The sequence below is a fragment of the Herbidospora daliensis genome, from assembly GCF_001570585.1.
Taxonomy (GTDB): Bacteria; Actinomycetota; Actinomycetes; order Streptosporangiales; family Streptosporangiaceae; genus Herbidospora; species Herbidospora daliensis.
The window spans coordinates 703,956-717,535 of the sequence record NZ_BBXF01000003.1 but is presented as its reverse complement, the minus strand read 5'-3'; the positions used below and the strand labels follow the sequence as shown (position 1 = coordinate 717,535).

10 protein-coding genes are annotated in these 13,580 nt (G+C 69.4%); 6 read left to right on the top strand and 4 right to left on the bottom strand.

From position 1 onward, the window contains the following. Position 1: 1 nt before the first annotated feature. On the bottom strand, positions 2-301 hold the full coding sequence (locus tag AW274_RS18410) for a cation:proton antiporter regulatory subunit (protein ID WP_062433581.1): 300 nt from the start codon (positions 299-301) through the stop codon (positions 2-4). Positions 302-372: 71 nt separating this feature from the next. Then, positions 373-999 carry an SPFH domain-containing protein gene (locus tag AW274_RS18405; protein WP_062433579.1) on the bottom strand — a complete coding sequence of 209 codons (627 nt, stop codon included), beginning with the start codon at positions 997-999 and terminating at the stop codon, positions 373-375. Positions 1,000-1,284: 285 nt separating this feature from the next. On the opposite strand from AW274_RS18405, the gene AW274_RS18400 reads away from it, so the two are divergent. Genes AW274_RS18400 through AW274_RS18375 form a run of 6 tightly spaced genes read left to right on the top strand, consistent with a single transcriptional unit; the run spans position 1,285 to position 7,444 of the window. After that, positions 1,285-2,553 carry an ABC transporter substrate-binding protein gene (locus tag AW274_RS18400; protein WP_062433578.1) on the top strand — a complete coding sequence of 423 codons (1,269 nt, stop codon included), beginning with the start codon at positions 1,285-1,287 and terminating at the stop codon, positions 2,551-2,553. A 21-nt stretch (positions 2,554-2,574) separates the two neighbouring features. Further along, positions 2,575-3,474 carry a carbohydrate ABC transporter permease gene (locus tag AW274_RS18395; protein ID WP_062433576.1) on the top strand — a complete coding sequence of 300 codons (900 nt, stop codon included), beginning with the start codon at positions 2,575-2,577 and terminating at the stop codon, positions 3,472-3,474. Continuing rightward, entirely contained in the window at positions 3,471-4,322 is an 852-nt protein-coding gene (locus AW274_RS18390; protein WP_062433574.1) for a carbohydrate ABC transporter permease, read from the top strand. Before AW274_RS18395 ends, AW274_RS18390 begins: the two co-directional genes overlap by 4 nt. 28 nt (positions 4,323-4,350) lie before the next feature. Beyond that, positions 4,351-5,337, top strand: coding sequence for an SDR family oxidoreductase (locus tag AW274_RS18385; protein ID WP_062433571.1), 987 nt, complete (start codon positions 4,351-4,353; stop codon positions 5,335-5,337). A 25-nt stretch (positions 5,338-5,362) separates the two neighbouring features. Further along, positions 5,363-6,391, top strand: coding sequence for an aldo/keto reductase (locus tag AW274_RS18380; RefSeq protein ID WP_062433568.1), 1,029 nt, complete (start codon positions 5,363-5,365; stop codon positions 6,389-6,391). A 54-nt stretch (positions 6,392-6,445) separates the two neighbouring features. Further along, positions 6,446-7,444, top strand: a complete 999-nt coding sequence (locus tag AW274_RS18375) for a LacI family DNA-binding transcriptional regulator (protein WP_063813426.1) — start codon at positions 6,446-6,448, stop codon at positions 7,442-7,444. A 34-nt stretch (positions 7,445-7,478) separates the two neighbouring features. Here AW274_RS18375 and AW274_RS18370 read toward each other — a convergent pair whose 3' ends face one another. After that, positions 7,479-11,468: a glycoside hydrolase family 2 TIM barrel-domain containing protein gene (locus tag AW274_RS18370; protein ID WP_083974449.1), complete on the bottom strand. Its 3,990-nt coding sequence runs from the start codon at positions 11,466-11,468 to the stop codon at positions 7,479-7,481. 24 nt (positions 11,469-11,492) lie between these two features. Beyond that, positions 11,493-13,469 carry an alpha-L-fucosidase gene (locus AW274_RS42035; RefSeq protein WP_062433561.1) on the bottom strand — a complete coding sequence of 659 codons (1,977 nt, stop codon included), beginning with the start codon at positions 13,467-13,469 and terminating at the stop codon, positions 11,493-11,495. Positions 13,470-13,580 lie beyond the last annotated feature (111 nt).

Sequence of the window (13,580 nt, the reverse complement as noted above, 5' to 3'; positions counted from 1 at the left end):
CTCACACCGCGTCGTCCCGCCGGACGGGGGACTGCGCCTCCCCGGTGATCTCGGCGAAACGGCGCTCCAAGGCGGCGAGCCGGTCGGGAACGGGCTGGCTGTGCAGAATTTCGGCGGCCCGATCGGCCTCGTCGTGCTCCATGACGATGCTCTGCAGCGGCACGTCAAGATCGGCGGACCCGTAGAGGAGGAGCTGTCGGCGGCCGGCATTGTCCACCAACACGCCGAAGTGCTGCCCTGATCGGGTCGTGCAGTGATGGACGGTGCCTATGCCGGGCACGGTGGTGCGGGTGATGTCCACGTCTCAGATCGCCTCGCTTCCTGGGCTGCGGTGTATCGGGGCATGAACCACGATCATGGTGTCCGTCGCCGTCACCGGGCCGCCTTCCGGGCGCGGTCCGCGAACCCTTCCGCCCAGCGGACCAGATCAGCTTTGAGCCGTACTTCCACACGCGAGAACTCGATGAGTGTGACGTCAACGCCCCAGTCGCGAGTGCGGTCGCCGATCTTGGCCGACAGGTCACTCAGATCGCCTTCGGACGGCTCCGCCAGCTCCGCCAGGTCGCGTTCGGCGACGTAGCCGCGGATTTCCGTCTCCGCCGTGGCCAGCGTGGCCGAGTTCGGCGAGTCCCGGCTCATGGCGTAGGCGACCGGATCCCCCACAGAGGTCAGCGCCGCACCGTTGACCGTCACGGCCACGCCATCCCTGGTGACGGCGTCCAGCCAGAGGAAATCCACATAGGTCGTGTCCAGCGGGACCCGTACCACACGATCGACGCCCGGCAGCACGACGGCGAGGCCGGGGCCCTTCACCGCGGCCAGGCGGCCGAACCGGAACATCACCAGGCGCTCGTTCTCGGAGACGACCCGGAAGGCGCCGACCGCGAGCATCGTCAAGACCAGCACTGCCGTGAGAGCCCAGATGAGGGGAGTGTCCGAGACGAGCAGGACCGGCCCCGGCGGCGTATAGGCCGGCAGACTGTCGGCGATCAAGACCATCACGTCCCCTCTCCGACTTCTTGCACCTTTCGCCCTAGTGTGCACGGCGCTACCGACTCGCCGCCATGAGGTCCACCACCCATCCACGGCGGGGTGGAGCATGCAGAAACGACCTGCGGCGATGGGGGGCTCCTCTCGACCGGAGCGAATGACACCGGTTACTTGACACCGGTTACATTGCTGCATACGGTCCTGTTCCCAGCGGTCCTCGCGGTGCACACCCCTCAGGCGAAACGCCACCGGCCCGCTTCCCCCCATCCCCCTCGTTCCCTGTGGAGGGACACCATGACGTTCCGGAAGACACGGCTCGCGGCGTGCGCGAGCGCGGGAATCCTGACGATGTTGCTGTCCGCGTGCGGCGGCGGCACGCCGGCCGCCTCGGACGACAGCGGCCTGGGCCCCGGCCGGGGACCGATCGTCTTCGCGTCCGGCAAGGACTTCACCGCCGAGATGAACACGCTCCTCGCCAAGTGGAACGAGGCGCACCCGCAAGAGACCGTGAAGATGCTGGAGCTGTCGGCCTCCCCCGACGACCAGCGCGCGTCCTTCGTCCAGAACTTCCAGGCCAAGAGCTCGGCCTACGACGTGTTGTGGTCCGACGTGGTCTGGACGTCGGAGTTCGCCTCACGGGGCTGGCTGGAACCGCTGGACAAGGCCGCACTCGGCGGCCCGGACATCCTGCCCACAGCGGTGCAGACCGCCGAATACGACGGCAAGCTCTACGGCGCGCCCTTCATCACCAACGCCGCCCTGCTCTTCTACCGCAAGGACCTGGTCCCCGAGCCGCCCACCACGTGGGCGGAGATGTGGGCCGCCTGCGACGAGCACCTCACGCCGGAGATGTCCTGTTACGCAGGCCAGTTCGCCCAGTACGAGGGCCTGACGGTCAACGCGGCCGAGGCCGTCAACGGCGCGGGCGGCGCGTTCCTCAGCGACGACGGCAAGACCGTCGCCGTCGACTCCCCCGAGGCCCGCGCCGGTCTGCAGACCCTGGTCGACGCCATGAAGAACGGCAAGATCAGCAAGGACGCGATCACGTACAAGGAGGAGGAGAGCCGCCGGGCCTTCGTCGAGGGCCGGTTGATGTTCCTGCGGAACTGGCCGTACGTCTACACCTCCGCGGGCGCGGCGGACTCGGCGGTGAAGGACAAGTTCGGCACCGCGCTGCTGCCCGGGGTCAACGGCCCCGGGTCCTCCTCGCTGGGCGGCATCGACCTGGTCGTGTCCGCCTTCTCCAAGCACAAGGAGACCGCGAAGGACTGGATCGCGTTCATGCAGTCCGAGGAGACCCAGCGCTTCGTGGTCGCCAAGATGAACCAGGCCTCGGTGCGCGCCGCCCTCTACGACGATCCGGAACTGATCGCGCAGTCGCCGTACCTGCCGACGCTGAAGCAGTCGCTGACCACGGCGACCCCGCGCCCGCGCACCGCCGACTACAACGCGGTCACGCTGGCGGTGCAGACCAACGCGTACGCGGCGTTGCAGGGCGGCAAGAGTGTGGACCAGGCCATCACGGACATGGCCTCCCAGCTCTCGGCCGCGATCGCGCAGTAGCCGGTCGGTGAGCCGCTCATCATGAACACGACACGACCGAGCGCCGTGCGACCCCGGCTCATGGGGCCCGAGCGGCTCGCCTTCCGGCTGCTGCTGCCGTCGGTGGCGGTGCTCCTGCTGGTCATCGCCTATCCCGTGCTCAGGGCCGTGTACGGGTCCTTCTTCGACGACCGGCCGATGGGACCAGCGGCCTTCATCGGGTTCGACAACTACGCCAGGGCCCTGTGGGGCGCGGGCGGCGCCGACTTCTGGGCCGCGTTCCGGGTCACCTTCCTGTTCACCGTCGTCACCGTGGTCCTGGAGGTGCTCATCGGCCTGGGCATGGCGGCGATCATGCACCGGAGCTTCCGCGGCCGGGGCCTGCTGCGCGCGAGCGTCCTGGTGCCGTGGGCGATCCCCACCGCCGTCGCGGCCGTGCTCTGGCGCTGGGCCTTCGACCCGCGCGGCATCGTCAACCATCTGTTCGGCGCCGACGTCACCTGGACGGGCGCCGAATGGCCCTCGAAGTTCGCGATCGTCTTCGCGGACACCTGGAAGACGGCCCCGTTCGTCGCGCTGCTCATCCTGGCCGGGCTCCAGATCATCCCCAAGGAGGTCTACGAGGCCGCGCGCATCGACGGCGCGGGTGTCCTCCACCGCTTCCGCCACATCACGCTCCCGCTGGTCAAGCCGGCGCTCGTCGTCGCCGTACTGTTCCGGATGCTGGACGCCCTGCGCCTGTACGACCTGCCCGCCATCCTCACCAACGGCGCCAACGACACCACGACCCTGTCGATCCTGGTGGTGCGGGCCAGCCTGGGAGACCTCAAACCGGGGTACGGCGGAGCCCTCTCCACCCTGACCTTCCTCCTCATCTTCGTCACGGCGTTCCTGTTCGTACGGCTGCTGGGCGCCGGCGCCCTCGGAAGGGACCGGACATGAGCACGACCGCGCACGAGGTCCGCAGGTGGGGCGGGACCGCCGGCCTGTTGCTCGCGAACGGGCTGGTCCTGGTGTTCTGCCTCGCTCCGTTCGGGTGGATGGTCGTCTCCAGCCTGAAGCCGCCCGCGGAGATCTTCGACAACCGGCTGCTGCCGGCCAACCCGTCACTGGTGAACTACGCCGCGGTCTTCGGTTCGGGGAGCGATTTCACCCTGGCCCTGCGCAACAGCCTCGTCATCAGCGCGAGCGTGACGGTGATCTCCATGGTGATCGGCGTCTTCGCCGCGTACGCGCTGGCCCGCCTGAAGTTCCGCGGGCGGAACCTGGTGCTCGGCTTCTTCCTGGCGATGTCGATGTTCCCGGGCGTCGCGATCCTCTCGCCGGTGTTCCAGCTGTTCGCGGACTGGGGATGGATCAACACCTACCAGAGTATGATCATCCCGGATGTCGGGTTCAGCCTGCCTCTGGGCGTGTGGGTGCTGACCACCTTCTTCGCCGCCATGCCGTGGGAGCTGGAGGCGGCGGCCCGGACCGACGGAGCGACACCGTCGCAGGCCTTCCGGCACGTCATCCTGCCGCTGTCCGTGCCGGGGGTGTTCACGACGGCGATCCTGGTGTTCATCTCCGCCTGGAACGAATTCATGGTCGCCAACTCGATGTCCCAGACGCCGGACGTCCAGCCCGTGACCGTGGCGATCGCCAAGTTCACCGGGGTCTCGCAGTTCGACCAGCCGTTCGGGACCCAGATGGCCGCCGGGGTCGTGGTCACCGTTCCCCTGGTCATCCTCGTCCTGCTCTTCCAGCGCCGGATCATCAGCGGGCTGACCGCCGGTGGCGTCAAGGGCTGACAACTCCAAGGACCAAGGAAAGGCAGCAGTGAAGATCCTTTACATCGGGGGCACCGGAATCATCAGCGCCTCCTGCGCCCGGCTCACGCTGGCGCAGGGACACGAGGTGACGTTGGTCAACCGGGCCCGGTCGACAGCCCGGCCGGTGCCCGGGGCCCGCCTGGTCCGGTGCGACGTGCGGGACACCGCCGCGCTGCGCACGGCGCTCGGCGGCGAGTCCTTCGACGTCGTCGTCAACTTCCTCGGCTTCACCCCCGACCAGGTGCGCCGCGACGTCGACCTGTTCACCGGCGCCACCGGGCAGTACGTCTTCGTCAGCTCGGCCTCGGCCTACCAGACGCCGCCCGCCCGGATGCCCGTCACCGAGTCGACGCCGCTCAAGAACCCGTACTGGGCCTACTCGCGGGCGAAGATCGCCTGCGAGGACGTGCTGATGGCGGCGTACCGGGACGACGACTTCCCGGTCACGATCGTGCGCCCGTCGCACACCTACGACCCCACCATGACTCCGTTCGACGGCGGCTGGACCGTCATGGACCGCATGCGCCGCGGCGCGGAGGTCGTGGTGCCCGGCGACGGCACCTCCCTGTGGACCCTCACCCACCACAGCGACTTCGCCCGCGGTTTCGTGGGCTTGCTCGGCCTGCCGCACACGATCGGCGAGGCGTATCACATCACCTCCGACGAGGCCCTGACCTGGAACGAGATCTACGAGGTCATGGCGCGGGCCGCGGGCGTGCGGCCCCGGCCGGTGCACGTGCCCTCGACCGCGATCGCGGCGGCGGACCCGGAATGGGGCGCCGCCCTGCTCGGCGACAAGGCCAACACCATGATCTTCGACAACGCCAAGCTGCGCCGGGTGGTGCCGGGCTTCGCGGCTGCCGTCCCGTTCGCGCGCGGCGCGGCGGAGATCGTGGCCTGGCACGACGCCGACCCCGCCCGGCGCACCGTCGACCCGGTCCTCGACCAGGTCATGAACCGGCTCGTCGACCGCCACCGGATCACCGGTCGCTGACCCCTCTCCCCCGAAGGACGTCCACATGCAGTACTCCACCCTCGGCGCCAGCGGTTGCGTGGTCTCCCGGTTCGGCCTGGGCACCATGACGTTCGGCGGCGAGACCGGCGAGCCGGAGGCCCTGGCCCAGCTCGACCACTTCGCCGAACACGGCGGCACGCTGATCGACTGCGCCGACGTCTACGGCGCCGGCGCGGCCGAGACCATCGTCGGGAAGTGGCTGGCCACCCGGCCTTCCGACCTGACCGACCAGATGGTCGTCGTCACCAAGGGCCGCTTCCCCGCCACCGGCGTGTTCGCCGCGGAGGGCGCCTCCCGCCGCCACCTGCGCCGGGCCCTGGACGCCTCGCTCCGCCGCCTCGGACGCGACCACGTCGACATGTACATGGTGCACTCGTGGGACCCGATGACACCGCTGGAGGAGACCCTGGGCTTCCTCGACGACGCGGTGCGCAGCGGACGCGTCGACTACGCGGGCGTCTCGAACTACCTGGGCTGGCAGGTGCAGAAGGCGGCCGACCTCGCCCGGCGGCTGGGCACGGCTCCGCTCGTCGCCCTGCAGCCGAGCTACAGCCTGCTCGTCCGCGACATCGAGTGGGAGATCGTCCCGGCCTGCCAGGAGAACGGCCTGGGCGTCCTGGCCTGGTCTCCGCTGGGCGGCGGCTGGCTCTCCGGCAAGTACCGGCCCGACGCCGTGCCCACCGGCGCCACCCGCCTGGGCGAGGACCCCGGCCGCGGCATCGAGGCGTACGCGCCCCGGGCGGCCGACCCGCGGGTCTGGCGGATCCTGGCCGAGACGCAGGCCGTCGCGGACGAGATCGGCGCCACCATGGCACAGGTCGCCCTCGCCTGGGTGGCCGCGCGTGAGGTCGTGTCGTCCGTCCTCCTCGGGGCGCGCACGCTCGCCCAGCTCACCGAGAACCTGGGCGCGGCGCGGGTGACGCTCGACTACGATCACCTGCGCCGGCTGGACGAGGCCAGCGCCCCGCCGGTGAACGACTGGCCCTACGGCGCGGCCGGACGCGAGCAGCGGAGCCGAGCCCTTCCCGGCTGACGCCGCACTGACGCCACAATGGTGGTCGGGAACCGCGCAGAGAGTGGGAGATCGATGAGTGTGACGGTCCGCGACATCGCGCACGAGGCGGGCGTGTCCGTCGCCACGGTGTCCCGTGCCCTGCGCGGACTCGACCTCGTCAAACCGGAGACCCGCCGGCACATCCTCGACGTCGCCGACCGCATGAACTACATCGGCAGCTCGGCCGCCGCCGCGTTGTCCACCGGCCGTACCAACACGATCGGCATCGTGCTGCCGTCGGTCGGACGGTGGTCGTTCGGCCGCATGATGAGCGGCATCGAACGGGAACTCCGCCCCAGCGGCATGGACATGCTCGTGCACGCCCTCGGCGACCCCAGCGACCCGCATCCCGAGCCGCACTGGCAACGGCTGGCCAGCAGGGTCGACGCGATCCTGGTGATGTCGGTCGCCGGAGGCAGCCGCGACGTCAAGGGGCTCACCCGCCTGCACGTGCCCGTCGCGGTGATCGGCACCCGCGCGAAACGTGCCACCAGCCTGCTCATCGACGACCGCGCCGGCGCCCGCACGGCCACCGAGCACCTCATCGAACTGGGCCACCGCCGCATCGGCCTCATCTACGGCCGCGACCACCGCAACCCCCTGGTCCTGGAGCACCCCCGCTATCTCGGATACGTCGACGCGCTGCACGAGGCCGGCATCCGCTCGTTGCGGCTCCTGGAGGTTCCGGGCAACTTCACCGTCGAAGGCGGGGTCAAGGCGATGAACCAGCTCATGGCGCTGCGCAAACCCCCCACGGCGGTGTTCGCGATGTCTGACGAGATGGCCTTCGGCGCCATCAGCGCCATGCGGGCCGCCGGCCTGCGGCCGGGATGGGACATCTCCCTGGTCGGCTTCGACGGTCACGACATGGCGGCCCTGATGGACCTCACGACTGTGGAACAGCCGCTGGAGGAACTGGGAGCCCAGGCGACCCGCGCCCTCCTGCGCCGTCTGGCCGACTCCGACACTCCCGTGCAGGAGGAGGTGATGCCGACCAGCCTCGTGGTGCGCGGCACCACCCGTCCAGGCTGACCTGTTCACCGCCTCCCCCTGACACCCGTTTCGGCTAGGTCGAGGCCGCGACTCCCGATTCGAAGTAGTCGATGCCGGCCTTTCCGGTCGTGACGATGCGGATCGTGTGCTGGCCCGTCGTCAGCCGGTTGGAGGTCCAGGCGACGCGGTAGGTGTTGCTACCGTCGCCGACCTGGGTCGAGACCGTCGCCACCTGGGTGCCGTCGACGTAGACGGTGAATCCGTGCTGGCTGCCGTCGAACTTGGCTCCGATCCGCGCGTACGCGCCGGTGAAGGTGTACGACATCGTCGCGCCCGAGGTGTTCACGAAGGTCTCGGTGCCCTGGTAGGCAGCGCTGGTGTCCCACCGAGCCCACGACCCCGTTTTGACGATCGAGGAACTCTCGCCGTCCACCTTCGCGGTCCAGGTCGGGACGTCGGGCGGGGTGTACGTCAACCTCGCCGGGTCCGGCCCCAGCCACGCCGCCGCCGACAGGGCGGCGAGGGTGCTGGGATCAGAGACGACGACCGTCGCGTACCGGCCGGCGATGGAGTTCGGCATCGACAGGGTGAGGTTGATGGTGGCCCGGCCGCCGGCCGGGACCGACACCTGGCTCACCCGGCTGTCGACCACGGCCCCCTGGGAGTCGTAGAGCGTGATGCCGGCCCGAACACTGCGCGCGGAGCCTCCGGTGTTCGCCACCGTCACGCCGGCCCGATAGGGCGTCCCGGCCTGCAACTGGTCGGTCAGGCCGGCGAACGTGGTCACCAGGCCCGTCCCCGCCCTGCTGAGATCGCGCACGGCCCCGATGAGCCGCACGTCCGCCCAGTCGACGTAGTCGTTGGCAGACGATCCGTTGGCGTCCGTCACCAGCCGGATCCTCGTCGCGCCGCTGATCGACAGGTCGAACGGCTCTCTCAGCACGGTCGACGACGACATCCTCCTGGTGTAGACGAGCTGGTCGTCGGCGTAGATCAGGAAGGTCGCGTCGCCGCCCGTCACCGCGTCGTCGATACCGGCCACACCGACGATCCGGGAGTACCGGCCCGAGGTGGTGTACGTGACCGAGCTCGCGCCCTGAAGTCCGATGCCCTTGTCGTAGGAGACACCGCCGAGAGTGAGCCTGCCGCCGGTGCTCGTCTGGTCCTTGCCCTTGCTTCCCGAGCCCGTCGTCACGCCGCCGGAGAAGTCGACGACGTCGGACAGGTAGGCGCCGTCGGCGGCGTAACGCGGCGAGATCGCCAGGTTGCCGAGGACCGTCAGCTCGCTGACCGCCGCTCGCTGGCCGGAGCCGAGGTCGGGGAAGGAGACGCGGACGTACTCGGCGTACACGCCGTCGAGGGAGTCCTCGACCGGACGGGCGGCGACGGTGGCGGAGGTGTGGCGGACCACGTCGGTCCACGTCCCGTCCGCGCCCCGCACCGACACGGTGTACGGCAGGGCTCCGTCGGGGAAGGCGACCGCGACCTTGTAGAGGTGCCGCGCCTGCTCCAGGAACACCGTGACGCTCTGGTTCGCGCCGGTCGCCCCGGCGGCCCACGACGTCGACGGGTCGCCGTCCGCCGCCAGCGCCTTGCCGCGCCCGCTCAGCTCCGACGTGGCGTCCATCGGGTGTGCGACCGCCTGGTTGTCGGTCGTGTACGCGACGGGCGGGCCCACCGTCGAGATCGCCTCGCCCCACCGGCTGGAGTCACCGAAGTACGGCGGTTCCGTCTCCGACCCGGCGCCGACCGTGTCGGAGGTGGTGATCTGCAGGGTCGCGTCGGGGAGCCCCGACGAGCTCGCGGTGATGGTGGTCGTGCCGGCGAAGTAGGAGCGGAACTCGATCGCGGCCCTGCCGTCGAACATCTGCCGGCCGGGTACGAACGTGTACGTCTTCCCGCCCGGGAACCCGCCGGGACCGCTGGTGACGGTGAGCGTGACCTGCCTGGTCTGGTTCACCCACTGGTTGGAGGCGTTGAGCATCGTCACGACCAGCTGCGTGTCTCGTGCGCCGTCGTTGGCGATCGTCGTGCCGCCGTACTTGGAGACGGCGAGCGACATCTTCGTGGCCGTACCGGACACCGACTGTTCCCGCGCCACCACCCTGGAGTCGTTGACCGGCGTCAGGCCCGTCCACAGGGACTTGTTGGCCCGGTACCAGTACCACTGCGCCTTGGGCAGCCGGTAGTAGTCGACCATCCCCATCCGCGCCAGGCTGGCGCCGAAGACCGTGCCGTGGTCGAAGCCGGCCCAGATGGCCAGACCGGCGCTGCCCGTCGTCAGCCGGTACCGCGAGGAGTTGGACGGATCGGCGATGTCGCCGAACGTCGGCGCGTACAGGCCCGGCCGGTCGGAGGTGTAGGACCCGTACTCGCTGACGATGTTGGGCATCCACGTGTTGGTCATCTTGCCGCCGTCGCCGTTGTAGCCGGCGATGTCGGCGATCGACAGCTGGTCGAAGGCGTTGCGCTGCACGCCGCCCATCGCCGCCTTGCGGGTCGGGTCGAGCAGGTGGGCGTGGTCGCGCATCTTGCTGACCAGCGCCTTGGCCTTCGACATGGTGCCCGACGCGGTGAAGAACGCCTCATTGCCCATCGACCAGTTGATGATCGACGGACGGTTGCGCTCCATCCGGATCATCGCGCCGAGGTGGTCGAGCGCGCTCTGCTCGAAGGCCGACTGGTCGGAGGAGTTCTGCGGGTAGCCGTCCTTCAGGTAGTCGGTCGCGCTGCCGACCGGGGAACCCTCTCGGCCCGCGGTCGCGGTGTGCCAGTAGTCGCTCTCGGCCCACATCATGACGCCGAGTTCGTCGGTCGCCTCGGAGTAGGCCGGGTCGTGCGGGTAGTGCGAACCGCGGATGAAGTTCATCCCGGCCTCGCGGATCATCTCCACGTCGCGGCGCAGCCCGGCGTTGGTCACCGCGTTGCCCCAGCCGCCGTGGTCCTGGTGGGCGTTCGCGCCGATGAGCAGGGTCTTGCGGCCGTTGAGGTAGAAGCCGTCGACCTTCCACTGGGCGCTGCGGAAACCGAAGACGGTCTGGTAGTCGTCGACCTGCGCGCCGTCGACGAGCACGGAGGTCGTCACGGTGTAGAGCGCGGGGTTGTCGGGCGCCCACAGGCTGAGGTTCTGCACCATCGCGCTCGTGTCGCCGAGCCCGCCGCTGACGGCGTCGATCGTCGCGGTCTGGCCGGCCGCCAGAGTCCGCGTGGCGGAGCTGAACGTGGCGAGCGCCGTGGTGGCGCCCTTCCTGGTCACGACGTGCCGGACCAGCACGCTCGCGGAGGTGGTCCGGTCGTTGCGGACCTCGGTCTGGACCCGGACGTTGGACCGCCTCGCGTCGAGGTTGGCCTGCAACGCCGACGTGCTCGGATACTGGCTGAGGTCAATGTTCCGGTAGTACGCCGCGTTGCTCGTGTCCCAGATCGGGTTGGTCAGGGCCGGCGTCGTGACGAACGTGCCGTACCACGCGACGTGGACCTTGTCGGTGACGTTGAGGAACACGTCACGGTAGAGCCCGCCCATGAACTGGTGGTCGCCGGTCCGGGGCGCCAGGTCGGCCTTCCACCCGTTGTCGACCCTGACGGCGATGAGGTTCGAGCCGGTCCTGAGCAGTCTGCCGATGTCGAAGGTGAAACCGGTGAATCCGCCTCGGTGGGTGCCGACCTTCGTGCCGTTCACCCAGACGTCGGCGACGTTGGCCGCGCCCTCGAACTCGATCTCGACGGTCTTCTGGCCCCATTCCGCCGGGACGTCGAAGGTCTTCCGATACCAGCCGGGCCCGACGTAGAAGGAGTCGCCGCCGCTGGATCCGCCGACGTCGTAAGGGGCGTCGAAGCTGTGCGGCAGGCCCACGCCGACCCAGGAGGCGTCGTTGAAACCGACGTTCGACGCGCTGGAGACGTCCTTGCGGAGGAACTTCCAGCCTCGGTTGAAGTTCAGGTGATTGCGCGAGTCGGCGGCCACCGCGCTCGGGGCGGCGGCGGTGAGGGCGACCAGGGAGATCAAGGTGCTGATGAACAGCGACAGACTCAGCGCCGTCGCCATCGTCCTGCGGGCTTTCATCGAGCCTCCACGAGGTGTTGGTGATCAGACGCTGGTGATGGTCCATTCGAGATTGGGGCTGGAGACCGGTGTCCACAGCTTCACCGAGGAGCCGACCGTGGTGTCGCCCCCGCTGTCCAGCGCGAGCCCGTTGCCGCGGTTGATGATCTGGTAGCGCCCGTTGCTCAGGCTGCTGAGCCGCCACTGCTGGTTGTTGTTGCCGTTCCAGGCGGCCTGCCGGCAGAAGGTGCCGCTGGCGGCGCCCCAGCTGTCGATGACCATTCCGTTGGTGCGGTTGACGATGCGGTACCAGCCGCTGCCGAGGTCGACGAGCTGCCACTGGAGGTTGGTGGAGCCGTCGGACGTCCACTGCTTGAGGTTCGAGCCGGAGGCGACGTTGCCGCCGCTGTCCAGGACCAGTCCGTTGGCGGCGTTGCTGATCCGCACCCAGCCGGTCGGCGTCGGACCCGAGCCCAGCTGCGGGATCGTGCCCGAGAACGTGAGCTTGACGACGTAGGCGGGGGCGGAGAACGGCGCGGACGAGGAGGGCATGGTGATGTGCAGGCCGCTGCCGTCCTGGTTCCGGGTGGGCAGGTTGACGTAGGAGCCCGCGTTCGAGCCGAGGAGCTGGACGGAGGTGAGCGAGCCCAGGTTGATGCGGTTGGAGCCAAGCGTCGAGATGTGCAGCTGGCTGCCGGGCCACCCCAGCACGGTGGCGTACAGGACACGGTTGTCCTTGCTGCGGGTGAACCGGATGTCAGCGCTGGTGCCCTCCCGCGGCGCCTGGAAGGTGCCGCCGCCCATCTGGGTGGGTCCTTCGCCGAAGGCCGCCCAGGCGCGGGTGGAGTAGATGGACTCGCCGAACCGGCGCAGGTAGTCGCCGATGTTCAGCAGCAGGGTGCGCTGCGCGGAGGGGATCGTGCCGTCGGCCATGGGGGCGATGTTGAGCAGCATGTTGCCGTTCTTGCTGACCCGGTCGATCAGCGCGTGCAGGACGGCGCGGAAGGCGTAGTAGCCCAGGCCGTTGGTGTAGCTCCAGCTGGAGCTGGAGACGCTGTCGTCGGTCAGCCAGTACGGCGTCTGGATCCCGGCGGGGCCGCCGCGTTCGAAGTCGTAGACCTCGCCGCGGGTGTTGAAGCCGTCCTTGTACGTCGCGACGACGTCGCGGTTCCAGGCGACCGCGCGGTTGTAGTAGTAGGACAGGAAGTTCAGCCGGTGCGACTCGGCGATGCGGCTGAGGTCGAAGTCCTGCCAGATGATGTCGGGCTGGTAGCCGTCGATGATCTCCTTGAGCTTGTCGTACCAGAGCACCTCTTCGGTGGCGCGGTCGAGCTGGCCGTAGAGCTTGCGCAGCGAGGTGGCCGACTGCTGGGGCGCCCACTGGTAGAAGCCGGTGAAGTTGAAGGCGTGGTGCATCGCGACCAGGAGCTTCATCCCCTTGGCCCGGATGGCGTCGGCGTGCAGCCGCAGCAGGTCCAGGCGGGGGCCGGTGGCGACGGAGTTCCACTCGTTGACGCTGCTGTTCCACATCGAGTAGCCGTCGTGGTGCTCGGCCACCGGGCCGGCGAACTTCGCGCCGGCGTCCACGAACAGCTGTGCCCACTCCTCGGGGTCGAAGTTGCCTCCGGCTGAGCGCAGCCGGGGCGCGAACTGCACCCAGTTGCCGGCTCTGTCGCGGGCTCCGTTGATGAAGTTGTGGTACGGCCAGGCCGCCGGTTCGCCGTAGGTGGCGCGGTGGTGGTTGTTCTCGCCGGAGCCGTTGTTGTACATGTTGCGCGGGTACCACTCGTTGGCGAAGGCCGGGACGCTGAAGACGCCCCAGTGGTAGTAGATGCCGAATTTGGCGTCCTGGAACCATTCGGCGGCGGGCGGGTGCTGGTCGACCGACGCCCAGGTCGGCGAGTAACTCTGCGGGCCTTCGGTGGCCCAGGCGGGGCCGGCTTTGAGCAGGGTCGCCGCCGTGGTGGCAACGGCGGCGGCCAGAACGCTCCGGCGGCTTAAGTGATACGGGGAATCGGACATCGAATGTCCCTTCAGACTCCGTGCGGCGCGGGTGGGCCGCAGTGATCGTCCAGTGGGTGAGCGCCGAGCCGGGCGCGACGTCGACCGCAGCCCCCGTGACCGTCGGTGCGC